The sequence below is a fragment of the Streptomyces rishiriensis genome (genome assembly GCF_030815485.1).
Lineage (GTDB): Bacteria > Actinomycetota > Actinomycetes > Streptomycetales > Streptomycetaceae > Streptomyces > Streptomyces rishiriensis_A.
Window position 1 is genome coordinate 8,267,420 of sequence record NZ_JAUSWV010000002.1, and the last position, 25,174, is coordinate 8,292,593.

Here is a 25,174-nt window from a genome sequence, read left to right on the forward strand (position 1 = left end):
CATGGCTGCCGCCGGTGCCTGGCGACTGCCGAGTACGTCGTCATAGGGGGCGGGGGTGGGAGCAGCGGGCGGAGCCGGCGGTGGCCGCGGACTCCCGCGCGGACCCGGCCGGGGCTATGGTGAACCCAACCGGACAATCGTCCGCTACCGGCAAACGTAACGGACAGGTGTCCGCTTAGCAAGGGTGGGGTTCGGCCACGCGCCCCCGAGGAGAATCGAGTGCAGCACAAGAAGGACGCGCCCCTGCGCTCGGACGCACTGCGCAACCGTGAGCGCATTCTCGAGGTCGCCCTGACCGAGCTGACGCTGTGCCCCGACGCCCCGCTCAGCGCGATCGCGAAGAAGGCCGGCGTCGGACAGGGCACCTTCTACCGCAACTTCCCCAACCGCGAGGCCCTCGTCCTGGAGATCTACCGCCACGAGATCCACCAGGTCGCCGACAGCGCGGCCCAGCTGCTCGGCCGGCTGCCGCCGGAGCAGGCCCTGCGCGCCTGGATGGACCGGCTGGCCGAGTTCGCCATGACCAAGGCAGGCCTCGCCGACGCGATCCGCCTCGCCACCAGCACGCCGGGCGGCCCCGAGAAGCCGGCGCACACCCCCGTCACCGACGCGGCCGAACTCCTCCTGCGCGCCAACGACGCGGCGGGCACCATCCGGCCGGGCATGACCCCCGACGATCTGATCCTCGCCATCGGCGGCCTGTGGCAGCTCACCCCGACAGACGACTGGCGCCCGCGCGCCGCCCGGCTCCTCGACCTCGTCATGGACGGACTGCGCGCCGGCGCACCCGGTCCCGGCGGCCGGACTCCGCCGCCCTGACCCGGACGTCGGGGCCGAGCGCTCCACCGGGCGGACGGCCCCGACCGGGGTCTGTCCGGCGGATCACGTGACGACTAGGATCATGAGCGGTGATTCCCGCTGGTCAGCCCGGGGCCGGGCCGGGGGACCGGCCGGACAACAGGTGCGGATCCGATGCTTCCGGCAGCGGTCGGCGAACGGGGGCGTATGGAGAGCCGCCGGGTGCGCGGATGCCTCGGCATGGTGGTGGGGCTGGCTCTGTCGGTGCTTACGGCCATGGTTCTGGGCCGGGGGTGGAACGCCTGCGACGTGGGAGTGAACAACGCGGCCAACAGCGGCTTCCTGGTCTTCCTCCTCATTCCGGGCCTCTGGGTGGTCCTCCTGCTGAGCTGGCTCGCGGTGGGCGCTCTCCTCGGGCACCGTCCCCTTCTCCACGCCGTCGGCCTCGCGGTGACGCTCGTCGCGGAAGCGTGGTGCGTCATCTCGATTTTCTGGGGCGGCGTCAGCCCTTACTGTCCCGGAGGCGTGCCCCCTTGGTGGCCGGGCCTCGTCCCGGTCCCGGGATTTTGAGTATGGGCTCGGCAACGGAAGTACCTGTGGTGCAGTTGGGTGGTGTGACCCCTGATCGTGTACTGGCCATGACTGAGCGGTGCGCGACCGGCTGTGTCACCGCAGGGAGGTCGCTTCGAGCCGGCTCCTGCCGCTGCTGGTACTGCTCGTTCCAGACGTCGGCGAGCTCGCCGAACGCGCGGGTGACGCGGCCGAGTTCCCAGAGGAGGTGGATGCTCGCTCCGGCAAAGGGGATCCACTCGCTCCACTGGATGATGAGCACAACCGGCATGTACAGCAGGCCGATCAGGATGAGATACTTGACGGGGATCTCGGCCGCGTACGTCTGCTTGCGTTCGACGACGACGTGTTCTCCACGCGGTCACGGCCTCATACGCCGGCAGCTCCGTCGATGCGCTCGCGGAGCAGGTCGGCGTGGCCGTTGTGACGGGCGTACTCCTCGATCATGTGAATGAGTACCCAGCGCAGCGACACCGTTCCGCGCCAGGAGTCCGCTCCCTCGACGTCCAGGTCGGGAGCCTCGGTGACGAACCGTTCGGCGAAGTCCACCTCGGTCCGCCACGCTTCCCACGCGGCGGCGGCGACCCGGGGGTCCTCCGTGGCGCCGTCGAAGTCCCCGTCGGGTTCGGCAGGCGAGGAGAAGAGGGCCGGGACGTCCTGGGCGGCCAGGACCCGCCGGAACCAGCGGCGTTCCACATCGGCGAGGTGCCGGACCAGGCCGAGGAGCGAGAGGGTGGACGGCTCCACGGACCGAAGGGACAACTCCGGGCCCAGGCCGGAGCACTTCAACCGCAGTGTGGCGCGCTGGGCGCTCAGGACGTCGACGAGCATCCGTCGTTCGTCGCCGGTCGTCGGGCCGGTGAACCGGCGAGCACTGTCGGCGCCGTCGAACAGTTCGGCCCTCCTGGTGGGATCGCTCATGCCCGCCCTTCCGTTCGTCCGCGACATCGTGACGGACGTCCGGTCCCGCCGTCCGGCACTGTTCTACCAGCCAGGAGGGCGACACCCGCTCCCTGGGGTCGCTGCTTGCCCGCTGCTTGAACTCCCCGTACACCGTGCCCTGTTCGGGGACCTGCAGGTACCTGGTGTTGTCCCTCGCGCGCTCGGCGAAGGCCGTCGCGGCGCGGGAGGGCACGGCCTGCGGCGGTGCCCGTTCTGTCGGTCACCGCGCGCTGCTCGTGCGTCGACGTGAAACCGGCAGGGGGCCGTGGTCGGCCGGCCGGTCGGGTGCGGGTCCGGGCGCAGGTCACTCGCGCCGGCCGGCGCGCTCGGCGGTGAGGCGGGCCTCGAAGCCGTCGAGGAGGGACTGCAGGCCGAAGGCGAAGGTTTCGTCCGGCGCCGAGGCGTACTCCGTGGCGGCTGTGGTGCCGAGGCGTTCGCGCAGGCGCGGGAATCGCATGGCTGTCTCGGTGGCGCGTGTCATGGCGTCCGCCATCAGTCGACCGGCATCTGCGCCGGTCCTGCTCAGTCGGCGGTTGAGCGAGACCTGGGAGGCAGGGCCGAGCCCGTTGCCGAGTACGAAGGTGAACACGGCGCCGGCCGCCCGGTCGGCGTCGGCGGCGGCGAAGCCCGCCTTCTCGTAGATGCCGAGACTGAGATCGTTGTGCCGCGCCTGGCCGGGGCCGTGCAGGAGGTGGCTGCCGAACGCCTGGACGAGCCAGGGGTGCCGGGTGAGCATCGCATGCATGCCGGAGGCGTGAGCGGTCGCGGCCGTGCGCCAGTCGGTGGCGTCGAGATCGGGCAGCTCGACCTCCGACCAGATCGCGTCGCTGGCGAGTCGGACCAGGTCGTCCTTGGTCTTGATGTGCCAGTAGACGGCCGTGGCAGCCGAGCCGAGCTGTTTCGCCAGGCTCCGCATATTGAGGCCGTCCAGCCCTTCGTCGTCGAGCAGCTCGATGGCGGCACGGACGATTCTGTCTACGGTCAGGGTGTCTCGCGGCATGGCCACCACCCTACTTGAACTTAGTTCACGTCATCCTCGAAGCCTCTTGCACTTAGTTCGATCTACCGCCTACGCTCCGTCTCGTACTTAGTTCAAGTGCTCGAAGGGGGAACCATGTCGCAGGACAAGCTGTCGGAGTTCGTCAAGGCGCAGGCCACGGAACTCGGCGTTCCCGGTGTCGCCGTCGGGGTGCTCGTGGACGGGCAGGAGATCTACGCCTCGCACGGGGTGACGAGCCTCAGCAACCCGCTGCCGGTCGACGAGAAGACGCTGTTCCCTCTGGCGTCGGTGTCCAAGACCTTCACGGCGACCGCGCTGATGCGCCTGGTCGCCGAGGGCAAAGTGGACCTGGACGCGCCGGTGCGGCGCTACGTGCCCGAGCTGAAGCTGGCCGATGAGCAGGCCGCGGCACAGATCACCGTTCTGAACCTCCTCAACCACACCGCGGGGCTGGACTGGAACCTGATCGACGACGGCCTGGGCGACCGTTCCCTGGCCGGGCTCGTGGCGAAGCTGCCCGGGCTGCCGCTGATCGCACCGCCCGGGGCCCGCGCTTCGTACAGCCAGGCCGGTTACAACCTGGCCGGGCGGATCATCGAGAAGGTCACGGGCCTGCCCTTCGAGCAGGCCATGGCCTCACTAGTCCTGGAGCCGGTGGGCCTCGAGGACACCGTGTACGGGCTGGCGGAGGTGATGATCCGCAAGTTCGCGGTGGGCTACAACCGCGGCGACGACGGCGAACTGCGCCCCGCCCGGCTCTGGGCAGCGTTCAAGGAGGGCGCGCGCGGCGACAACCCCGGCGGCGGCCTCGCCTCCTCGGTGAGCGACCTGCTGCGCTGGGCACGGTTCCAGCTCGGCGACGGCGACGGCGTGCTGTCCGCCGCGGAGCTGCACCGCATGCGGGAGCAGACCGTCGGGCTGCGCGCCAGCACGCTCGGCGACGGCTTCGGGATCTGCTGGTTCCTGCACGACCTGGACGGCCTGCACGGGATCGGCCATGGCGGCTCGGGCAACGGCCAGTTCGCCGAACTGCTCATCGTGCCCGAGCGCGACTTCGCGGTGGTCTCCCTGGCCAACGTGGGCCCGGACGGCTACCCCTTCAACCAGTCCGTCGTGCGGTGGGCGCTCGAGCACTACCTCGGCGTCGTCGAGAAGACGGCGGAGCCGCTCCCGTACGACGAGGGACGAGCCCGTCAGGTCGTCGGCCGCTACGAGATCGACGCCATGAACCTCGGCATCGCCACCGACAGCACCGGGCTCACCCTGGCGGTCGGCATCAAGCCGGAGATCCGCGAGGCATCGGACGAGGAAATGCCCCCGGACTACCCGGCCGCGGACATCGGCTTCCTTCCCGGCGACGGCGACGAGTACATCGTCACCGAAGGCGGCCTCAAGGGGCAGCGCGGCTACTTCTCCCGCGACGAGAACGGGGCGATCACAGGCGTCGACCTCGCCGGCCGGCTCTTCAGCCGGGTCGCGGAAGCGTCGTGACCCACACCGGTAGGGGCGGTCTCGGCAGCCGCTCCCTGTCGGCACCCAGAACTCACGAGAGCCGACTCACGGAGACGACCCGTCTCCAACCACCAACCACCACGAAGGTCACTCTCATCGACAGGTGGCGGATTTTTCCTAGTGCTCCTGGGCCGAGACGGGGCGGCAGCGTACGGCCAGGGCCGCGATGTCGTCGTCGAGCCTTCCGCCGCCGTAGCGGAGCAAGTCACTGTGGAGCTGATTGAGCAGCTCGCGGGGCGCGGCCGCACGGTGCAGGCGCATCCAGTCCGGCAACGGGAAGAAGGTGCCGTTGCGATCGCGGGTTTCCGTTACGCCGTCGGTGTACAGCAGCATCTGATCGCCGGGGACGAAGGCGACGGTGTCCACGTGGTAGTGGTCCCCTAGCAGCGCCTCGAGATTGAGGGGTGTGGAGGGGCGGGTGGGCTCGAGGACATGAACGTGTCCGTGCTGCACGAACACCGGTGGGGGATGCCCGCAGTTGAGCACCTTGACGTGCCCGCTGCCGTAGGGGATCTCGGTGATCAGAGCGGTGGCGAAGTGCTCCTGCTTGTCGTCGGCGGGGATCGTGGCGCTGTAGCGGGTCATGGTGGTCTGCAGGCGATGGATCAGACCCTGCAGGTCGGGCTGGTCGTACGCGTTCTCCCTGAAGCAGTTGATCACTGCCGCGGCAGCCCCCACCGCGGACAGGCCCTTGCCGCGTACATCGCCGATGAGCAGGCGGACTCCGTACGGCGTGTCGGCCGCCTCGTAGAAGTCGCCTCCGATCCGGGCCTGCTCCTGGGCCGCCCGGTACAGCGACTCGATCTCGATGCCCTGGATACGGTGCGGCAGCGGGCGCAGCAGCACCTTCTGGGCCGCGTCGGCGACGAGCCGGACCTGAAAGAGCGTTTCCTCGCGCTGGAGCCGCAGATGGCTCGCGTATGCGGCAGCGAGAGTGACCGCGGTGATCGCGGCAGCCGTGTACGGCGTTCCGAGGTCGGAGTGGACGAAACTGACGCCGATCATGACCAGCAGACAGCACGCCCCCAGCAGGACCGTCGGGAGCACGGGCCACAGTGCGGCTGCGAGGGCGGGCGCCGCGGGCAGGAGGCGGCTGAAGGCGATCTCTCTCGGAGTGGCGAAGGCCAGCCCGGCGATGAGGACGGTGGTGAACACCGGTGACAGCAGGACGGCCCGCCGCTGACCGTCGTAGGGACGGTGGCGGTGCTGGAGCCGTACCGACTTGATCATAATCTAGATCTTATCGGGATGAAGTGGACGGCGAAGGGGACCGCCACCCTCCGATCAGCGGCCGTCGGCCTGACCGTGCCGTTGACTGACGGGCGGCCCTGCGGGGCGGCCCCGCAACGCAGCCCACTGCGCTCCCCGACGGCCTGCCGATGCCACACCGGCGGACGGACAACCGGTCGGTGCTCCGGTTCCGTGTCGAGGCCGGGCCCACGGGGGGCCGCAGAAGCCGTCCGTGGGGTGTCACTCGCGAGCGGCTGGACAGGCGGGGTGCGACCGTGTCGGCAACCGGCGGGGAGGGGCGAGCGCGTCGGCCGTGGCGTGGGGCGAGCGCGTCGGCCGTGGCGCGGGATCGAGGTGGATCCCGGGACTCAGGGTGACTCTCCGAAGTAGGGGAACTCGGGTGGCGCAAAGTCAGGTGTCGACCTGAGGAGAGCCATGGTCGAGCAGAAGTCGCAGCAGGGGCTCCCGCAGCCGCTGCGGGCAGCCGCCTCGTTGCTGCGCAAGGTGCCCGGCGCCGGGATGGTGACCCGGGCGGGCGAGGACGTACTGGACAAGGTGGGAGCGGTGTCGCCGCGTGGGCGGCGGATCGCGGTGTACACCGGCGCCGGTGTGCTCGGCGTCGCGGGCGTCGTGGAGTGGCCCGTCGCGGTCACCGGGGCTGCGGTGGCGTGGCTGACACAGCAGCACCGGGAGGAGCCGGCGGTGAGTCACGAGACGAGCGAGACCCCGGGGACTCAGGGGACCCAGGGGACCGAAAATGAGCAGGAGACCTCGGAGACCGAGGAGGCGACGAAGACGGTCGGTGAGGCCGCGCGCAGCGGCGGAGCGGAGGACGCAGACGCGTCCGGGGCGGTCGCGGGCCACGCGTCCGCCACGGTACCCACGCCGAAGGTCATGGCGGGGTCGGGCAAGTCCTCACCGGTGGGTACGGAGGCGTCGTCCCCCACGCCCTCCGACAAACTGCCCGCGCACGGCGAGGCGACACCCGCCACGACCCCGGGAAGCGGCGGACCCGGCTCGGCGACCACCCGGCGTGCCGGTACGAGCGGCTGAGGACGAGCGATGAACGGAAGCCTGCTGACACGTCCGACGGCGGCCGCGGCCGGGGTGGTCCTGGCCGGGCCGCGCCTGCTCGCCCGAGGTGCGGCGCCGGCGGTGGGCGCGGCCGCCGGAGCGGTGGTGAGCACGGCGCAGGCCGGGGTACGGGGTGCGGATCTCGCGCTGCGGCTGGCCCGCGTCGCCCGTACGGCCCTCCCCGGCGGCACCGGTGACTGGCGAACGGGCACCAGGGCGCACCTGGCGCTGCGAGAGGCCACGCCGGAGGAGGTGCGGCAGGCGGAGGGGGCCGAGCGGGCGGCGAACAGGGCGGGTGGGCTCGACGACGCACAGCGGACGGCACAGTCGACGGGTGGGCCGGGGCCGGGCGGTTCGGAGCCGTCGGCTGCCGAAGCGGCCCTCTCGGCGAGGGAATCGGCCGGTGCCGGCCACACGGTGCGGCAGGGGGCCGAAACAGAGCAGACGACGGACCGGCCGAGCGGTGCGGAGCAGACGACGGACCGGCCGAGCGGTGCGGAGCAGAGCGCGGAACAGCCGGAGGATGAGGAGCAGACGGCGGGAGCGCCGGGCAGTGAGCGGCACGCGGCGAAGGCGCCGGGCGCCGGCGGGCATGCGGCGGGAGCGGCGGCCGGCGGGGAGCATGCGGAGGGAGTGCCGGGCGGTGCCGGGCGTGCCGTTTCGTGGTCCCGTCGTACGGAGGACCTCGCGCGGCGCGTGGCCGTGGATCTGGCCGAGCATCCGGACGTGGCGCTCGCGTACTGGGACCGCGGGCTGGCGCGGCTGGTCGTGGTGGCGACCGAGGACGCGGTCGGCGACCGGGTCATGGAACGTGCGGCGGAGCTCGCCGAGCGGCACGGGCTGGTCCCGGACGACGGCACCGTGGAAGAACTCGGTCACCCTGGCGATCCGGCTTCCGTGCGCACCGCCGCGGCGGCGCTCGCCGCCGACGCCGTGGGCATCGCGGCGGCGTGGGCGGCGTACGCGCTGCGGCTGCCGTCGTCGCCCCGCCTGGCGACGGCGACGCTGACGCTGCTGCGCGAGAACCCCCGCTTCCGGTCCTGGCTGCGTCTCCGGCTCGGCAGTGCCCGCATGGACGTGGCCCTGGCCGTGGCGAACGCGGCCGTCCACGGCGCGGGACAGTCCCCGACCTCGCTGGTCCTCGACGGCGCTCTGCGCGGCTGCCAGCTGGCGGAGGCGCTGATGCGCACGGCCGCCTTCGAGACCGTGCACGATGAGCTGTGCCGACCGGAGCGGGACAGTGTCCCTCCGGACGCGTCCCTGCGCCCGCCGCTCAGGACCTCCCCGGCGCAGGAGTACGCCGCTCACGCCTCGACCGGCAGTGTCGTGGGCGCGGTGGCGACGCTGCTCGTCAAGCACGACGTCAACGAGGCGGCGGAGGCGGTCCTGGCCGGCTCGCCCAAGGCCGCGCGGTACGGACCCGCCGCCTTCCACGCCGTGCTGAGCGGCGCGCTGTCCCGGGCGGGCGTACTGGTGCGCGACCCGGACCGGCTGCGGCAGCTGGAGATGGCCGGCACCGTCGTCCTGCATCCGAGCGCGCTGCGTACGCCGGGCGACGGAGTGGATCCGTGGACCGAGGTCGTGCTGGACGCGGCTCGGCAGGCCGGGCTGCGAGTCGTCGTGGTGGACGATCCCGCGCTGGCCGAGTTCACCGGGCTCGCCGACCAAGTAGTCGGTTCCGAAAGGCCGTTGAGCGAAGTGGTGGACGAACTGCGCGCGGAGGGCGGCGTCCTCACGGTCGCCCGTCCCCGCCCGGGCGAGGACGCGGACGTGACCCGCGGCCTGCTTCACGGCGACGTGGCCATCGCCCTCACCGACGGAGACGGTCAGGTCGTGTGGGGCGCGGACATCCTGGCCCCGCAGGGACTCGTCGACGTGTGGCGGGTGATGACCGCCGTATCGGTGGCCCGTGCGGTAGGCCGCCGGTCCCAGACCCTGGCCCGGTCCGGCGCCGCGCTGTCCGGACTGCTCGTGGCCGTCGGCGAGTCCCGCGGGAGTAACCCTACGCCGCTGCCCGGCCTACGGCACGCGCCGGTCGACGCGGCTGCCGCGGCGGCCCTGTTCACCGGTGCGCGCGCGGCCGTCGGCGTGGCGGTGGCCCGTGCACCGCATCCCCGGCCGAGGGTGGCCTGGCATGCGCTGGACCCGGAGGACGTACGCGAACGGCTGGCGCACGAGGCGCCCCCGGAGCCGACCGCCGCCGAGCAGGCGACCGCCCGGATGCGCGCGGTGGTCGACCCCGTCGTACGACTGCCGGTGCTCGCCCCGGCCAAGTGGACGCTGCAACTCGCCCGGGCCGTACGCAGCGAACTGGACGACCCGCTCACCCCGGTCCTGGCGGTCGGTTCGGCCGCGTCGGCGATTCTCGGCTCCGCGATGGACGCCCTGCTGGTCCTCGGCGCCCTCGATCTGAACGCCCTGGTCGGCGGCGTCCAGCGGCTGCGGGCCGAGCGGGCGCTGTCGGGGCTGTTCGCGCAGCAGAAGCAGAAGGCGCGGGTCGCGGACGAGGGCCCCTCGGCCGAGCCCCATGTCGTGGACGCGGCCAATCTCAGCCCCGGTGACGTCATCGACCTCAAGGCCGACGACGTGGTGCCCGCCGACGCCCGCCTGCTGTGGGAGGACGGGCTGGAGGTCGACGAGTCCGCGCTGACCGGTGAGTCCCTGCCGGCGGGCAAATCCACGGACCCCGCCCCTCGAGCCCCGGTGGCCGAGCGGCACTGCATGGTCTTCGAAGGGACGACGGTGGTGGCCGGACGCGCCCGGGCCGTCGTCGTGGACACCGGCGACCGCACCGAGGCCGCCCGGGCCGTCTCCCTCGCCGCCCGTGTCCCGTCGGCCGGCGGAGTACAGGCCCGGATCCAGGAACTCACCCGCAAAGCCATGCCGTTGACGATGGCGGGCGGCGCCGCGGTGACCGGCCTGTCGCTGCTGCGCGGCACGCCGATCCGGCAGGCGGTGAGCGGGGGAGTGGCGGTGGCCGTGGCCGCCGTACCCGAAGGGCTGCCGCTGGTGGCCACGGTGGCGCAGCTGGCCGCCGCCCGCCGGCTCAGCGGCCGTGGTCTCCTCGTCCGCACCCCCCGCACCCTGGAGGCACTGGGCCGCATGGACACCGTCTGCTTCGACAAGACCGGCACCCTCACCGAGAACCGGCTGCGCCTGGTACGGGTGGCCGGCGCGGACGGCACGGTCCACACCCCCGACGAGCCGGCCGCCGCCGACACGCTGCGCGTCGCCGCCCGCGCCTGTCCCCGGCTCGACGGCGATTCGGTCCGGCCGGTGCACGCCACCGACGAGGCCGTCCTGGACGCCGCCGGCCCCGACCCGCGGTGGACGCAGACCGAGGGACTGCCCTTCGAGGCGGGCCGCGGCTACGCCGCCGCCGTCGGACGCACCGGGGACGGCTCACGCGTCCTGGTCGTCAAGGGCGCCCCGGAAACCGTCCTGCCCACCTGCTCCGACCTCCCCTCCCAGGCTCCCGACCAGGCACACGCGCTCGCCGGTGACGGGCTCCGTGTCCTGGCGGTGGCCCGGCGCCCACTGAGGGAGGACGAGGAGGCGCAGGACGTACTCGAAGCGCCCCTGGGCGACCTGGAGTTCACCGGGCTGCTGGCGCTGGCCGACGTGGCGCGCGAGACGTCCCCGGCCCTGGTGCGCGGGCTGCGTGCGGCGGGCGTGCGACCGGTCGTGCTGACCGGCGACCATCCGCAGACCGCCCGTGCCATCGCCGCGGACCTGGGCTGGCCGGACGACGCGAGCGTGGTCACCGGTGACGAACTGGCCGCCGCGGACCGTTCGGCCCGCGCCCGGATGCTACGGGACGCGGACGTCGTGGCCCGGGTCGCGCCCGAGCAGAAACTCCAGGTCGTCGAGGCCCTCCGGGACGCCGGCCGGGTGGTCGGCATGGTCGGCGACGGCGCGAACGACGCCGCGGCCATCCGCGCCGCCGACATCGGCGTCGGCATCAACGCCCGCGGCTCGGCTGCCGCCCGCAACGCCGCAGACCTCGTCGTCACCGGCGACGACCTGTCGGTGCTCATCGAGGCGGTCCACGAAGGCCGCGCGCTGTGGCACAGCGTCGCGGACGCCATCGCCATCCTCATCGGCGGCAACGCGGGCGAGGTCGGCTTCGGCATCCTCGGCACGCTCCTGTCCGGCGCCGCGCCCCTGTCCACCCGGCAGATGCTGCTGGTGAACCTGTTCACCGACCTGTTCCCGGCGATGGCGGTCGCGGTGACACCGAGCAGGACGCAGAAGGAGGAGGACGGAGAGAGGACCGGCGCGGACGCGGACGCCCCCCTCGGCACGGCCCTTCTCGGCGCTCCACTCATCCGCCAGATCCGGCACCGCGCCCTGACCACCTGTCTGGGGGCTACTGTGGCCTGGCTGTTCGGACGGTTCACGCCCGGCACGGCGCGCCGTTCGACGACGATGGCCCTGTGCGCGGTCGTCGGCACGCAACTCGCCCAGACGCTGACCGACCGCCGGGACAGCCCCCTCGTCCGTGCCACCTCCCTGGGCTCCGCCGTCGCTCTCGTCGTGCTGGTCCAGACACCGGGTGCCAGCCAGCTCTTCGGCTGCACACCCCTCGGCCCGCTCGCCTGGGCCGGAGTGGCGGCGGCGATCGCCCTGGCGGTGGCCGGGCAGCGTGCCGTGCCGAAGGTGGAGGAGGCGCTCACCGAGCGGTGGCCGACTCTGGCAGCACAACTGGGCTGACGAAAGCCCGCACCAGGACGGCCACCTCGCACCGAGCGCAGGGCTCCCCCAGCGGGAAGCGGCGAAGGGGAGGGTGACGCCCCGCGATCCTCACCGCCGGTACGTGGCGCCGCTGTTGTCGCGCCCGCCCGTCGGCGTCGGCCGCGAACGAGTGCTGCTGCAGCGGCGCTCGGGTCGCGCACGCAACACTGCGGTTCCGGCCCATCAGGCTGCTCTTTGTTGCCATCCGCGAAGGAGCCGGCACCGAGGGGCGGTCGTGCTGACTACACCTGGACGGCAAGTACTCGTGCGTGTGCGGGAGGGGACTGTTTCGTGCTGACGATCAATGTGGCGGTGCTGCTGGCGGTCATCATCGTGGTGCGGCTCGGCCGCCGTACCGAAGCCCGCAGCCGCAACGACGAGAAGCTGACAGTGCTCATCGTCCTGGCGTTCGGAGTGGTGGTGGCCCCGACGGCGTTCGGCCAGGGCGTGCTGGACGTGGTGGGTCAACTCGCCACAGGAGTCAGCGAGGCCGCTCCCTGACACACGGAGCCTGTGGTCGGTCACCGGCGCGGGCCGGCTCGCACGGCAGGGAGTGGAGACGACTCGGGCGCCCTTTGCCGAGAGGGGGGAGGCGGGTGGAGGTCCGCTCCCGGACGGCTGTCACGGCGCTCGCCCGGGTGTGGTTCCGCACCTGCTGGGTGCCCGACTCCGTGCGAAACTGATCCGCATGTTCGGAGTCATCGATCTTCCCACTTATCTGGCAGGTCTCGCCCTGATTGTTCTCCTGCCGGGGCCCAACTCCCTGTACGTCCTGTCCGTCGCCGCACGGCGCGGTGTACGGGCCGGGTACACGGCCGCGGCCGGTGTGTGGTGCGGGGACATCGTGCTGATGACCCTCTCCGCGGCCGGGGTGGCCTCGCTGCTCCAGGCCAACGCCGTGCTGTTCGCGGTGGTGAGGTACGCGGGCGCCGGCTACCTGAGCTGGCTGGCGGTCGGGATGCTGCGCGCCGCCTGGGGGATGTGGCGCACGCGCCGTGAGCCGGTGCTCGCCGAGGACAGCCCTGCTGCGGTCGCCGTTGAACGGCCCTTCCGGCGGGCGCTGGTCGTCAGCCTGTTCAACCCCAAGGCGATCCTGTTCTTCGTCGCCTTCTTCGTGCAGTTCGTCGACCCGGGGTACGCCTATCCGGCGCTCTCCTTCGTCGTCCTCGGGGTGTTCGCCCAGCTCGCCAGCGTGCTGTACCTGAGCGCCCTGATCTTCGGCGGCACCCGGCTGGCCGGCGCTTTCCGGCGCCGCAAGCGGCTGACGGCGGGGGCCACCTCGGCGGCCGGCGCCCTGTTCCTCGGGTTCGCGGTGAAGCTCTCCCTGGCCGGCGCCTGACTCTTGGCGGCGACCTTGCCGTACGACACCTGAAGATGGTCCAGAGGGATCGTGCCGTCCGGCCGTGCCACACACAGGAGGCGGTCGTCTCGCTCCCGGCCGTTGACTGGGGCCTTGACTTGACCCGCCATGAGTGTCGCCGGTGAACCCGCCGAGGGCGGCGCACTTCGCGCCTGGTGCCGGACAGAACCTCAACGCCGCGCGTGGCGGATCGTCAGCCGTCCCAACCCCAAGGCTCCGGAGATCCGGATCCGCGGCCCGCTGGGGCCGGAACTCCGCCGGGCCCGATACCGCGTGTCCTTCCACCCGGTGTGCAGGTCCTCGTACTCGACGATCGCGTCCCTCGGCACCGTGATCTTCGCGCTGCCAGTGCCGAGCTGCAACTCGATGTCGACCACGGGATGTTCCATGACCGCCCGGGACAGGTCCAGACGCACCCTTCCGAACGCGGACTCGACCTTGAGATTCCGAGGTACTCGCCAGACGCCGCGACGCTTGATCCGCCCGCCGGCGGCGGCGATCGTGGACGTGGTCTCCGCCTTCTCCTCCGGGAGCGACGCCAGGGCCGACACGAGCTCGTCGTGCGTCGTGACGGTGAGCACCTGGTGCAGGCGTCCGTCCAGTTCCTCGTGCGAGAGGTGACCTTCGGCGTATGCCTCCCGAAGGCGCCGCACGGCCGTGTCGCGGTCGTCTTCGCCGATCAGTGGCGGCTGGTCTTCCGGCAGAGCGGTCACCCTTTCACTGTAGTGCCGTCCCGGCGGTGCGAACCCGCCAACGTCCGTAGTGGGCAGGGCATTCGGCCACCGCGAAGGCAGGCCGCCCGTCGTCACCACGTCAGCCCTCGCCACACGCTCCGCCGGACCGCCCAGGTGATCCTGCCCGATCGGCCCCCGACACTGCCCCCCAGGCCCTTACCCCGGTCGCGTCCGGTCGAGCACAGTGGTTGGTTCACATGGGTCTGTCGCTGAAGGGAGCGTCCATGCGCGCGCAGGACCAGGAGAACGACCTGGGTGGTACTCGCCGGGCCAAGGCCGGGAGGGGCTCCGCACGGTCGTCGCTCACGGGACCGGCGGCGGGCCTGCTCGCCCTCCAGCGCTCGGCGGGCAACGCGGCGGTGACGCGTGCCATCGAGGAACAGCGGCACGAGCACGGCCCCGGCTGCGGTCACGCGGACCGGTCGGTCCAGCGGGCCGCGGAGACCGACGAGGCGCAGCAGGCCGCGGTGCAGCGCCAGGTGTCGCTGGCCGAGGTGACCGGATCCGGCGGCAGCGGTCTGGAGCCGCGCATCCAGGCCAAGGCCGAGCAGGCGTACGGCATGTCGCTCGGTCACGTGCGCGTGCACAACGACGCGACGGCCCAGCGCGCCAGCGCCGACTTCAAGGCCCACGCCATGACCGTCGGACACCACATCGTGCTCGGCTCGTCACAGGTGGACGACGAGACGATGTTCCACGAACTCGACCACGTCCGGCAGCAGTCGCAGGGCCCGGTGGCGGGCACCGACAACGGCTCGGGCGTGAAGGTGTCCGACCCGGGTGACGCGTTCGAGCGTCAGTCGTCCGCCAACGGGCGCCTGGTCGCGCAGGGTTCGGCCCCCGACCTCTCGCTGCCCGGCGCGGCGGGCCACGGCGCTCCGGTACAGCGGACAGCGGTCGGGACCGGCGAGCGGCAGAGCGTGCAGCGGATGCCCGCGGCCTCCAGCGCCAAGGCCAGATCCAAGAAGGGCGGCCAGGCGAAGACGGTGGCCCAGGCGATCACGAAGGCTCTCGTGGACAACCACGGCTGGAAGGAGTACGGCGGGGCGCAGAACAAGACGGTGCACCTGCCGGTCGCCTCCGCGAGCGCCCCCGCCCACGCGACGAGCGAAGGGCTCAAGGGCGCCGCCCTCAGCAAGATGTATCACGGCACGGAGAACATCAGGAAGGAACGGTCCTTCGCGGCTGAACGCGTGGACCAGGCCCTGCGCTGGATCTCCACCGTCACCTTCAACTACCTCAACGACCAGCGCAAGCAGCCCGAAGAGGTACAGGCGGGCCTGAGCGCCGTCCAGGACGAGACGATGGACGGCGACGCAGCGAAGAGGTACCAGTTGTACATCTCGTCGAACAAGGACGGCGCCAACAAGGCGCTCTCCGACCTGTACGCGGGGCAGGAGAACGCCAAGGCGTTCCTCACCGCGATCCTGTTGCACAACGAGCCGAACCTCGCCAGCCGCTCGGCGCGCGAGCAACGGCACGCGCAGAAGCTGGCCTCGCGTCTGCTGAAGGACAGGACGGGCATGGAGGCGTACGGTGCGGTGCTTCAGGCACTCGGTGGCTCGGTGAGTGTGCCCGAGAAGCGGGAGGACTCCGCCACGGACGGCCTGCACGCCGAGCGCCGCATCGTGGAGAGCGCGCCGGCGGACAGCATCTCCGCGATCTCGGGGGTCAAGCGGCCCTGCATGGTCTGCTACATGGAACTCTTCGCCGGCGACGACTCCAAGCGCCCCGGCCCGTACTGGCCGAGCAAGGCGTCCAACATCGGACTCTCCACCTACACCGTCGACGGCGCCGAGTTGCTCGCGCTGCGGATCCACCAAGCGGCGACGCAGGGCGGCGGCACGCATGTCAGCCTCAGGGTCGACTGCGAGGGCCAGGAACGGGTGGACACCGGGTACGGCTCCGAATCCGACTCCTCGGCCTCGGACAGCGAGCAGGTCACGAGCGCGGAACCGATGGACACGAGTGTCTGAGGCGAGACCGTGAGGGGACCCGTCCGGCCCACGCCTCGGTGTGCGGCCAGGGTCCCGGACGGGGCAGAACGCGGCTGTTCCGGACGAGGGGACCGGGGTCCGGTCCGTACAGGCGGGTGCTGGTGACGCCCAACCGCTGTGTGGACGTCCACTGCTTCCCGGGCGGGCAGCGGGAGCCGGGTGAGTCCGACGCCGGGACCTCGGCTCGCGAGAACGCCGAAGAGCCTCGGTCCCGGGTCGACACCGCCCCGAACGGGGCGCGTCGGCGCCTTCGAGACGCGGAGGTGCCCTCAGCGCAGCCGACGCGCCCGCAGCACCAGGTCGTCGGTATGGTGCGCGCCGGCGCCGCCGTCCGGCGCCGGGCGCGGCCGCTGCTCGTCGACCTCGACCTCCCAGTCGTCGTCGAACAGTGCGGCGACCATCGAGGGCCAGACGTAGTCTGCGGCGTCGAAGCCGCTGTCGTGCGCCTGGTGGGTGTCCATCCCCGCGTGGTGGACGAGCAGCAGCACGCCGCCGGGCGCCACGGCCGCGAGCAGCGCTCGCTCGGCTGCGGCGTCCGGGGTGCGCAGCAGGGCCGGGTACTGTGCGGAGACCAGGTCGAAGGAGGCCGGCGGAAGCGCCGCTTCCGTGAGTGCGGCGTGTACCCAGCGAACGGTGACTCCGGCGTCCCGTGCGTGCCCGGCGGCCCGCTCCAGCGCCACGCCCGAGACCTCGAGCGCGGTCACCTCCCAGCCGGCGCGGGCGAGCCAGACGGCGTCCGCGCCCTCGCCGCAGCCGACGTCGAGCACCCGCCCGGCTGGGAGCCCGGCGACCTCGGCGACGAGCGCACCGTTGGGCCGGCCGCTCCACAGCTGTTGCCGGTCGGCGTATCGGTTGTCCCACTCCGCGCGCACGGCGGGGTCTCCGACGTATCCGTCGGTGGGCAAGGGGGCATCGGGAGCGGGCGGTCCTACCGCGATGTTGTCGGTCACGGGCCCACGGTCGCCCATCGTGTCCCGCTCACGCCACTGCTGTTGCCGGTCCGGCAAAAACGGTGTCCAAGCAGCGAGGAGGCGGCGTGCTTCGTCGCGGCCGACGGGGCGTCGCCGCTTGCCCGGCGGATGGCTGTCGCCGGCGGGGACCTGGACAGGCGGGTGTCCGGAGCCTGCCCGGCCGGCTGTCCGGCGCGGCGGCTCTGGACGGTGACGACGCTTCCCTGCCGGGCCGCGTCGACGCCACGGTCGAGCACCTTGCCGAGTCGCTGTCGCAGTGCTGGTGGGGTTGCGACGGCGGCCTGGCGTGCGGTGCGGCGCGGGCGGCCCGCTTGCGGACCTCCGTCGTAGCCGGGAGCTGCCCGCTGCCGCGCCGGGCACGGCGGCGGGCGGTGGCTCAGCGTGATGGGCCCTGGGCTGCCCGGCTCCGAGGTCGAGGTGCGAGACGGGGGCTGCTGCCGGAACTCGGCCGGCACGGCGGATGGGGCGGGGGAGGCCGCGGAAGGCCTCCCCCCTGTCCGTACGGGGTCAGCCGCCGTGCTTGACGTAGGTGACGGCGGCCAGTCCGACGGTGAACACGCCGAGGAAGAGGCTCGCGCCGGTGGTGAGGACCGTGCTCGCACCGGCTCCCTGCGCGACCATGATGACCGCGGCGCTGAGGGCGATCACGGTCGCGAGAAGAAGAACGGACACGACTTCCAAAGCGCGGTGGTTGCAGGCCTGCTGCTGGAACGGAGTGGTCGCCGCCATGAAGAACCTCCCAGTTGTGGATCAACCCTTGCCGCATCCGGACACATGTCACCTGAGCGACCGGTGTCGGACGACGGCTACGGAAGGCAGCTAGACGCGCAGAAGCGTCGTGCTGCTCCACCGTAGGGCGACCTGCTGCAACTGAGCCTCCGAGAGAGGAAGTTGGTTGGTTGCGGCAGACTAGCCGAGACGGCGGCGGCCCCGCAACGGTTTTCAGTCGGTCCGCTTGCCATCGCCCGCGTTGCCGACGGCTCCGTCCCATAACCTTGTGCATGGAGACATGGAGATCTCAGGTGCCATGGATTTCCACTGTGAGGAGGCGATGGTGCTCGGTAGGGGTATGCGTGTGCTGACGGGCGCATTGATCGTGGCCTGCGTGGTGCTCGTGAACCGCGGTGCATCGAACGGCGCCCCCTCCGCCCGGTCACTGCCCGCCGAAGCCGTCAAGGACGTCGTGCCGAACCGGGTCATGACGTGGAACCTCTGCAACCCGTGCGAGGAGAGCAACGCCGACCGGGCGGCGGAGATCGCCCGATACGCACCCCAGGTCATCGGCCTGCAAGAGGCGTGCGCGCGGGACGTCGAGAAGATCCGGGACCATCTGGAGAGCCTCCACGGGCTGGTCTACCACGTCAAGTACGGGACCGTTCTGCGGAATTGGGGCCGTTGCGGGGGAGCGCTGTGGAGTCCGGGGGCGTACGGCCAGGCGATTCTCTCGGCGGCGCCGATGACGGACGTCGTCAACGTGGAGTATCCGCACGGCGGATCCGAGGACCGTGGGTACATGGCAGTCACCACCACGGTGGGCGGCCGGAGTGTGCGGGTCTTCAACACGCACCTTGCCGAACGGCGTCAGGAGGCAGTCCGGGCGGACCAGACCGGCGTACTCGCCGCTGCCGTCGCCCGCCACGAGCGGGCGATCGTTCTGGGCGACTTCAACGCCGTGCCGGACGCCGCCGAACTCGCCGGGATGTGGAAACTGGCCGTGGACGCAGACCCCCGGTGCCGCCCCTCCGCCACCGGCGACTGCGAGCCGACCACCGACTGGCAGAGCAAGTTCGATTACGTCTTCCTGCGAGGCATCGTCCCGATGGGGCACGGTGTGCATCCGACCCCGCACTCGGACCACCATCTGCTCCACGCCGATCTGCGGATCACGTGAGTCGGCGCCATGGCCGGCCCGGGCCGTCGGCCGGCGGGCTGATCCGTCTCCGCCCGGCTGACCGCGCCTGACAGACGTCCGTCGGTACGGGGCCCGTCACCACGAGGGCCGCACCCCCGTCCGGAGGGGTTCTCCACGCACGTGCGGGGCCCGTTCACCGTGAGGTGGACGGGCCCCTTCGCGCGTTGCGCATGGTCATGCGCGGGCTGCGTGTTCACGCGCACCCGCGTGGCTACAGGGCGGCCTTCTTCGCGCCGGAGAACGCGGCGAACGCGCCGATGCCGAGGAACAGGAACGTCATCGCGTCGGCCGTCTCGCTCCAGCCCTCGGTCAGCAGGTCGAAGTGCTCGGTGAACAGCGAGGTCGCGGAGACGCCGAGCTCGTCGGCGCCGATCACCGCGATGCCGATGAGCTGACCCAGGTAGACCGCGCCCAGCGACAGCAGGGCGCTGACCACGGGCAGCGCCGGGTTGGTGCCGCCGACCTTGCCCGCCGCGAAGCCGATGAGGAAGCCGACGCCGACGGCCGCGTAGCCGATCTCGTACTCGGTCGCGCCGACGATCCCGCCGTAGACACCGGCGGTGACCAGCGCCACGACGACGGCGACGACCAGGCCCAGGGCGACGTTGCCGCGGGCCGGCGCGGCCGCGAACGGAGGCGGGGGAGGCAGGACGGCACCGGGCTGCTGGGCGTAGGGGTTGCCGTCGGTGGGCTGCGGGGCGGCCGGTGCGCCGGCGGCGGGCTGCTGGGCGAACGGGTTGCCGTCGGACGGCGGCGGAGCTGACTGGGTCATGACAGGATCCCCCCACGGGACTGATGCGACGAGTGGTGTGGTGTGTGCGCACGAGTGTGCGACAAGACGCCGAAGACTAGCAGGGGCGCGGCGACTCGTGACGGCTACCTCATCGCGCCGGGTCGATCGCCTGCCGGTTCTCGGCAGCGAGGGCGCGCTCGCACCCGGGGCCGGCGTTGCCGCCTGTGGGCGCCCGGCTGTGGCGTTCGAGGTGGGCAGGATCGTCGCTCGCGCAGTGTGCCTTGATGCGTCTCGGTGCTCGTGCCGGTCCGAGGGGTTGGGCACGGGTTCGGCGTCTTCGGTGGCTTCCCAGGCGGCGAGGAGCCGGAGGGCATGGTCCGCGGTACCGAGCTGAGTCGGAGAGCACGGGTGTGGGGGGTCCTGTCAGTACCTGGAGGCGCAGGCCCTCCCTCACCACTTCGACCTTGTGTTTCCTGGTGGTGTGGTGGTCGGCGGTGCTCGTCGGTCCCCCGGCGGCCGGGGCTCCACCGGCTGCCCGAAACCGCTTCTGGACACAGACTGTGACGACCAGGTCTGTGCCTCTTCCGTCCGTCTGGAGTGCACCTCATCATGAGCAAGGTCTTCTTCGTCACCGGCGCCGGCCGCGGTCTGGGCGCCGACATCGCCCGTCATGCCCTGCAGGCGGGCCACCGGGTCGTGGCCACCGGCCGCCGCCCCGGGCGCGTCGTCGAGGCGCTGGGCGGTGAGCAGGACAACCTGCTGGTCACCGCCCTGGACATCACCGACCCGGCCACCGCCCGGGCGGCCGTGGAAGCGGCCGTGGAGCGCTTCGGCCGGATCGACGTCCTGGTCAACAACGCCGCGAACTTCTACGCCGGGTACTTCGAGGAGCTCTCCGAAGACCAGATGCGGGCGCAGATCGAGACGAACCTGTTCGGCCCGATGAACGTCACCCGCGCCGTCCTGCCCGTCATGCGTGAGCAGAGGTCCGGGCACGTCATCACGATCTCCTCGCTCGCCGGCCAGGTAGGCGGCGAGTTCACCGCCGCCTACGCCACGTCGAAGTTCGGCGTGGAGGGCTTCATGGAGTCCCTGCGTCACGAGGTGGAGCCGTTCGGGATCCGCACCACGATCGTCGAGCCGGGCTTCTTCCGCACCGAACTCCTCGTGGACGCCTCCACCACTTACGCCGAGCTGTCCGTCGAGGACTACGCCGAGCGGACCGCGGCCACCAAGAAGGCCTGGGAGTCGATGAACGGACAGCAGGCCGGCGACCCGGCCAAGCTCGCCGACGCCCTGCTCGAGGTCGCGGCCCTCGACGAGCCGCCGCTGCGGTTCATCGCGGGCGACGACTGCCTGGCCGCCGTCGAGGCCAAGGCGAAGGAACTCCTCGCCCAGGTCGAGGCCTCCCGTGAGCTGGGCTCCGGCCTCGCGCACGCCGACGCCGCCTGACCCACCCTCACGACCCCCCGCCTCATGGGTCGGCAGTGAAGCGGCCGACCTCCACAGCAGACGTGGCATCCGCCTTGACCGAACGTCCCCGACGGGTGCCGGGAAAGGGAGAACGCATGCAGATCGAACCCCCCATCAAGACCGTCAAGAACCCTCCCGAGCAGTTCAACGGCGACGCCTGGGCCGAGATGCTCGTCGTGCCGCACGACGCCGACCAGCGGGCGGTCCTCGCACGGGTCCGCTTCGCCCCGGGCACCCGCAGCGCCTGGCACAGCCACGCCCGCGGTCAGTACCTCCACATCACCGAGGGCATCGCCCTGTTCGGAAGCCGCGACGGCACCGTGTACGAGGTACGCCCCGGTCAGACCTACTACTGCCCGCCCGGTGAGGAGCACTGGCACGCAGCCACCTCGGACTGCTTCATGGAACACCTCGCAGTCATGGAAGCCGGCGACGACCCGGCCACCACAACGCTATGGGGCGAGCACATCACCGACGAGGAGTACAACGGCTCCCGCGTCCGGGCCTAGCGTGCCCGCTCCCCTCTGGACGGGCTGGCCCTCCGGCGTACCGACGCGGAACGTCACCGGCCGCTGGCGCGGCGCCCCCACCACCGACGAGTAGCACCACGGTCCCCGCGGGGCACCGGCGCTCCGACCCGCCCGTGCCCCGCGGACCGGCGAAAGGATCTTCCATGACCGACCAGCCCAAGCAGGTAGGCGGCGGACGCCGCATGCTCGGCGACTTCTCCCCGAAGCTCGCCGAACTCACCGACGACGTCCTGTTCGAAGACGTGTGGAACCGCACCGAGTTGGCCGCCCGCGACCGCAGCCTGATCACCGTCGCCGCCCTCGTCGCCGGCGGCGACTCCGACCAGCTGCGCTTCCATCTCGGCCATGCAAAGAACAACGGCGTCACCGAGACCGAACTCATCGAGGCGATCACCCACCTCGCCTTCTACGCGGGCTGGCCCAAGGCCATGACCGCGATCACGGTCGCCAAGCAGGTCTTCTCGGCCTGAGCGTCCGGGAGGGTCCGGCGGCCCCTTCCGCCGTCCGGTCTGTGGGTGAGAGGCCATGATGGACGCCGACAGCTTTGATCGCGGTGCCAATCCGGCGGGAAGAGGCAAGCTCTGCCGCATCCTGTCCGCCCCGATCCCCGCCGACGTCGGCATCGAGGAACTGGCCGACCGGCAGGCGCCGCGCCGACATGCGCCCTCCTGCGGAACTGCGACCGTCACGTCGTCGGCCCCGACCGACTTCCTCGAACGGGGCGACCACCCTCATCGGTCTGCCGCCCGGGCTGGATGAACACCCCAGGCCCCCTTGACCGGGAGTTCCTCTCGGGGCTGCCCCACAAGATCCCCGCCGTGGGGCAGCCCGGAGGCCGACTCCGGCTTCATCGAAGGCGTCAGGCGCCTTCGCCACACCTCGCGAGCGCGTACGCCTCCTCCGCGCACGTACGCCTCACCAGGCTTTCATCCACCTCACGATGGTCCGTCCGGTGGTCAGCGGCCGGACATCGCAAGGGGCGGTGACATCAGGTGCATGTCGCCCGAGAGGATGGCCCGCTGCAGATCCTGGAGCGGGCGCCCGGGCTCCAGCCCCAGCTCGTCGTGAAGCGTCTTGCGCACCGACTGGTACGCCTTCAGCGCGTCAGCCTGCCGCTCGGAACGGTAGAGCGCCAGCATCAACTGGCGGTAGAACGCCTCGTACATGGGGTTCTCCGCGGTGAGGGCGTACAGCATGCCCACCGCCTCGCGGTGCCGACCGAGCTGGAGCTGGCACTCGACGAGCATCTCCTGACACTCCAGGCGGATCTCGGTCAGCCAGGTCGAGAAACCGTCGATGATCGGGCCGTTGGCTTCGGTTCCGTTGCCGCCCTGTCCCAGGATCGGGCCGCGCCACAGCGCGAGCGCCTGCTCGAAGCAGGAGGCCGCCTCGTCGTTCCGCTTCTCGCGGAGCAACGACCGTCCCACGTCGACCAGTTCGGGGAAGAGCTGGGCGTCGATCTGGTCGTCGCCCTTGTGCAGCACGTACCCCGGTGCACGGGTCTCCACGGGATTGCCGGTCGAGCCGGGCCGCTTGAGGAACTTGCGAAGCTGGGAGATGTACACGTGGAGACCCGCGGTGGCGCGCCGTGGCAGATCCTCGCCCCATATCTCCCGCATCAGCTGTTCCAGGGACACCAACTGGTCGGCGCGGATGAGCAGCACAGTGAGGACGATCTCCACCTTCGGCGCGTTGACGGTGGAGTACGTGTCTCCGTTCCTGATGCGGAGCGGGCCCAACATCTCGTACCTCACCGGGCGCCCTCCGTTGCTGTCGAGGGCTGATGTGCGCGGTCCGCCAAGGCCTCGGGCATGGCTTCCGTGACGCCTGGGCGGTCGTCGAAAGGCGTGAGCGCCTCGGTGATCAGATCGGCTGGTTCCGGGGACCGTGCCAGGGAGTGGCGGTAATCGGCCGAGCCGCCCGGGTGGGGGGAGCGTGCGCGGCGGACAGAGACATTCGGCCGGGACCGAAAGCGACGTATCCAGGGGTCCGACATATGGTGTGGGGGGGAGGCTAACAAGATCTTTCCCTTCGCCAGGAACGCTGACAACGGTGTCGCCCACATTGCAGAGCCACTTCTGATCATGCGCAGCTGAATGTGCAAACGGCAATGTAGTTAAGTCGGCAACGGTGCGGAATGAGACATTCCCTCTTCCTTTTCCCGCGATTCTGGAGCGCCAAGGGCGCGACCGTCTTTGTGGGTTTATTACGTTCTGTTGGTTGAGTTTCTTGCTCCGCCGTTGACCTGCGATATCTCTCCTTCTGCTTGGCGCGGCGAGAAAGGGACTCTCCTCCCCGCACGGCGGGGCCGCCGGGGAGATCGGCACCCCATTTGTGGCTCGTTGTTTTCTTGCGGTGTCGTCCGGTCCGCATCGGTCTTGATCCTGCCGCCGGAGCTCTTCCGATGCAGGTGGCAACCGCTCGGGCGGCACGGGAGCACCGGGAGGCGGCTGAGCTCAGGCCGACCGGGCGCCGTTCGGCCGGATCCAGTCGTGTGCGCCTCAGCGGAACCGTGGCTGATGCCGACGTCCGCAGGCTGCGAGCAGGCGGCGGAGGCGGTCGCGCGGCATCTTTCTTCCACGCGATTGCCCCGAGGTTTCGGCGGTGACCGGCCTTCCGTCGGCCGTCGGCCGTGGATCCGACCGGTCGGCATCAACGGCTCGAACCGGCCCCACGTCGATTCAGTGATCAGGAACCGGACAAGCACAGCCGATCGGCCGACCAAGCGATCGCAGGGAGAGCTGAGCGCGGGATGCGCCGGAAATGGCGAGGCCGAGAAACAGCCACATCGACGCCTCTCGCGACGGTTGTGGCACCTCATCTGCGATTCCTCGTCCACGCAGCGCACCAGTGCCTTCTCCGGGCGATCGAAGCAGAACTCGACGACACCGCGGACCTGTCATCGAGCTGAGCAGCGGTCAGCGACAACGGCGAAAGCGGCGGCGGATCTCCGCCTCAGGCCCCTAGGCCGGGCGGCGCTGTACGGCGTCGGTGATGACCGCCGTCACGAGCTTGTTGACGGCCGCCGTGGTGGGCGGGCCGGAGTCGCGGTCCGCGAAGAGAAGATGTCCGCCACCGACCAGGGAGAGCGTGAGTGAGTCGATGTCGGCTTCTTCCGCGATGCGTCCCAGTTCACGCTCGGCGGCCAGATAGGCGGAGATCGCGTTCGTGACTTGGGTGAGGATGGCGATGCCGCCTCCGGGCATGGCTTGCCGCAGCCGAGGGCGCAACTCGTCCCGGAACGTGATCAGTGGAATGATCGCCACCGGAATCGGCCCGAACAGGGTGATCAGAGCGCTGGTGAGGTTCTCCCGCACGGTGCCGGTGCCGGCGGACTCGCGCAGCGCACCCGCCTGTTTCTCGAGTTGCCCGGCCCGGTCGAGCACGAGCTCGGTGAGGAAGGCGTCGAAGTCGGTGAAGTGCCGGTGCAGAACGCCTTTGGCGCAGCCCGCCTCGTCGGTGACGGCCCGGCCGGTCAGCCCGTTCGGTCCGTCTCGCAGAAGCACGCGTTCGGCGGCGTCGAAAAGCTGCTGCCGCGCGTGGCGAAGATGCACTCCAGTCGGCACTCGCGGATCCTCTCGTACGTCGGCTGCCGGCGCCCGAT

22 protein-coding genes are annotated in these 25,174 nt (G+C 71.3%); 13 read left to right on the forward strand and 9 right to left on the reverse strand.

Going from position 1 to position 25,174, the window contains the following annotated elements; genetic code table 11:
• Positions 1 to 219: 219 nt before the first annotated feature.
• Together QF030_RS38965 and QF030_RS38970 are read left to right on the forward strand one after the other, a co-directional pair.
• Positions 220 to 819, forward strand: coding sequence for a TetR/AcrR family transcriptional regulator (locus QF030_RS38965; RefSeq protein WP_307167281.1), 600 nt, complete (start codon positions 220 to 222; stop codon positions 817 to 819).
• Positions 820 to 972: 153 nt separating this feature from the next.
• Positions 973 to 1,368: a hypothetical protein gene (locus QF030_RS38970; protein WP_307167282.1), complete on the forward strand. Its 396-nt coding sequence runs from the start codon at positions 973 to 975 to the stop codon at positions 1,366 to 1,368.
• Positions 1,369 to 1,737: 369 nt separating this feature from the next.
• Here the strand turns inward: QF030_RS38970 and QF030_RS38975 are convergent, their stop codons facing one another.
• Complete coding sequence (locus tag QF030_RS38975; protein WP_307167283.1) at positions 1,738 to 2,289, reverse strand: DinB family protein; 552 nt, start codon at positions 2,287 to 2,289, stop codon at positions 1,738 to 1,740.
• 325 nt (positions 2,290 to 2,614) lie between these two features.
• The gene (locus QF030_RS38980) at positions 2,615 to 3,310 is read right to left on the reverse strand and encodes a TetR/AcrR family transcriptional regulator (protein ID WP_307167284.1); all 696 of its coding nucleotides are present in this window, start codon (positions 3,308 to 3,310) and stop codon (positions 2,615 to 2,617) included.
• 114 nt (positions 3,311 to 3,424) lie between these two features.
• Here QF030_RS38980 and QF030_RS38985 point away from each other — a divergent pair, with 114 nt between their 5' ends.
• Positions 3,425 to 4,801, forward strand: a complete 1,377-nt coding sequence (locus QF030_RS38985; RefSeq protein WP_307167285.1) for a serine hydrolase domain-containing protein — start codon at positions 3,425 to 3,427, stop codon at positions 4,799 to 4,801.
• Positions 4,802 to 4,939: 138 nt separating this feature from the next.
• Here QF030_RS38985 and QF030_RS38990 read toward each other — a convergent pair whose 3' ends face one another.
• Entirely contained in the window at positions 4,940 to 6,052 is a 1,113-nt protein-coding gene (locus tag QF030_RS38990) for a PP2C family protein-serine/threonine phosphatase (protein ID WP_307167286.1), read from the reverse strand.
• Positions 6,053 to 6,487: 435 nt separating this feature from the next.
• Here QF030_RS38990 and QF030_RS38995 point away from each other — a divergent pair, with 435 nt between their 5' ends.
• From QF030_RS38995 to leuE, 4 genes are all read left to right on the forward strand, one after another.
• Positions 6,488 to 7,105 carry a hypothetical protein gene (locus QF030_RS38995; protein WP_307167287.1) on the forward strand — a complete coding sequence of 206 codons (618 nt, stop codon included), beginning with the start codon at positions 6,488 to 6,490 and terminating at the stop codon, positions 7,103 to 7,105.
• A gap of 9 nt (positions 7,106 to 7,114) precedes the next feature.
• On the forward strand, positions 7,115 to 11,839 hold the full coding sequence (locus QF030_RS39000; RefSeq protein WP_307167288.1) for a cation-translocating P-type ATPase: 4,725 nt from the start codon (positions 7,115 to 7,117) through the stop codon (positions 11,837 to 11,839).
• Positions 11,840 to 12,151: 312 nt separating this feature from the next.
• On the forward strand, positions 12,152 to 12,361 hold the full coding sequence (locus QF030_RS39005) for a hypothetical protein (RefSeq protein ID WP_307167289.1): 210 nt from the start codon (positions 12,152 to 12,154) through the stop codon (positions 12,359 to 12,361).
• Positions 12,362 to 12,548: 187 nt separating this feature from the next.
• Entirely contained in the window at positions 12,549 to 13,199 is a 651-nt protein-coding gene (leuE, locus tag QF030_RS39010; RefSeq protein ID WP_307167290.1) for a leucine efflux protein LeuE, read from the forward strand.
• A 191-nt stretch (positions 13,200 to 13,390) separates the two neighbouring features.
• On the opposite strand, the gene QF030_RS39015 is transcribed toward leuE, so the two are convergent.
• Positions 13,391 to 13,933: a DUF1707 SHOCT-like domain-containing protein gene (locus QF030_RS39015; RefSeq protein WP_307167291.1), complete on the reverse strand. Its 543-nt coding sequence runs from the start codon at positions 13,931 to 13,933 to the stop codon at positions 13,391 to 13,393.
• Positions 13,934 to 14,178: 245 nt separating this feature from the next.
• Here QF030_RS39015 and QF030_RS39020 point away from each other — a divergent pair, with 245 nt between their 5' ends.
• Entirely contained in the window at positions 14,179 to 15,930 is a 1,752-nt protein-coding gene (locus tag QF030_RS39020) for an eCIS core domain-containing protein (RefSeq protein ID WP_307167292.1), read from the forward strand.
• Between the two features lie 290 nt (positions 15,931 to 16,220).
• Here the strand turns inward: QF030_RS39020 and QF030_RS39025 are convergent, their stop codons facing one another.
• Positions 16,221 to 16,901, reverse strand: a complete 681-nt coding sequence (locus QF030_RS39025) for a class I SAM-dependent methyltransferase (RefSeq protein ID WP_307167293.1) — start codon at positions 16,899 to 16,901, stop codon at positions 16,221 to 16,223.
• Between the two features lie 528 nt (positions 16,902 to 17,429).
• Positions 17,430 to 17,651, reverse strand: coding sequence for a hypothetical protein (locus tag QF030_RS39030; RefSeq protein WP_307167294.1), 222 nt, complete (start codon positions 17,649 to 17,651; stop codon positions 17,430 to 17,432).
• Between the two features lie 280 nt (positions 17,652 to 17,931).
• On the opposite strand from QF030_RS39030, the gene QF030_RS39035 reads away from it, so the two are divergent.
• On the forward strand, positions 17,932 to 18,813 hold the full coding sequence (locus QF030_RS39035) for an endonuclease/exonuclease/phosphatase family protein (RefSeq protein WP_307167295.1): 882 nt from the start codon (positions 17,932 to 17,934) through the stop codon (positions 18,811 to 18,813).
• Between the two features lie 232 nt (positions 18,814 to 19,045).
• Here the strand turns inward: QF030_RS39035 and QF030_RS39040 are convergent, their stop codons facing one another.
• Positions 19,046 to 19,606 (reverse strand): hypothetical protein, encoded by a 561-nt coding sequence (locus QF030_RS39040; RefSeq protein ID WP_307167296.1) that lies wholly within the window; start codon positions 19,604 to 19,606, stop codon positions 19,046 to 19,048.
• Between the two features lie 570 nt (positions 19,607 to 20,176).
• On the opposite strand from QF030_RS39040, the gene QF030_RS39045 reads away from it, so the two are divergent.
• The 4 genes from QF030_RS39045 (at position 20,177) to QF030_RS39060 (ending at position 22,329) form a co-directional block, all read left to right on the forward strand.
• On the forward strand, positions 20,177 to 21,019 hold the full coding sequence (locus tag QF030_RS39045; RefSeq protein WP_307167297.1) for an SDR family oxidoreductase: 843 nt from the start codon (positions 20,177 to 20,179) through the stop codon (positions 21,017 to 21,019).
• Between the two features lie 116 nt (positions 21,020 to 21,135).
• Positions 21,136 to 21,549: a cupin domain-containing protein gene (locus QF030_RS39050; RefSeq protein WP_307167298.1), complete on the forward strand. Its 414-nt coding sequence runs from the start codon at positions 21,136 to 21,138 to the stop codon at positions 21,547 to 21,549.
• A gap of 164 nt (positions 21,550 to 21,713) precedes the next feature.
• Positions 21,714 to 22,040 carry a carboxymuconolactone decarboxylase family protein gene (locus QF030_RS39055; protein WP_307167299.1) on the forward strand — a complete coding sequence of 109 codons (327 nt, stop codon included), beginning with the start codon at positions 21,714 to 21,716 and terminating at the stop codon, positions 22,038 to 22,040.
• Positions 22,041 to 22,095: 55 nt separating this feature from the next.
• Positions 22,096 to 22,329, forward strand: a complete 234-nt coding sequence (locus QF030_RS39060; RefSeq protein ID WP_307167300.1) for a hypothetical protein — start codon at positions 22,096 to 22,098, stop codon at positions 22,327 to 22,329.
• 197 nt (positions 22,330 to 22,526) lie between these two features.
• On the opposite strand, the gene QF030_RS39065 is transcribed toward QF030_RS39060, so the two are convergent.
• Both QF030_RS39065 and QF030_RS39070 read right to left on the reverse strand, forming a co-directional pair.
• Entirely contained in the window at positions 22,527 to 23,324 is a 798-nt protein-coding gene (locus tag QF030_RS39065; RefSeq protein WP_307167301.1) for an AfsR/SARP family transcriptional regulator, read from the reverse strand.
• Positions 23,325 to 24,533: 1,209 nt separating this feature from the next.
• The gene (locus tag QF030_RS39070) at positions 24,534 to 25,136 is read right to left on the reverse strand and encodes a TetR/AcrR family transcriptional regulator (protein WP_307167302.1); all 603 of its coding nucleotides are present in this window, start codon (positions 25,134 to 25,136) and stop codon (positions 24,534 to 24,536) included.
• Between the last annotated feature and the right edge of the window lie 38 nt (positions 25,137 to 25,174).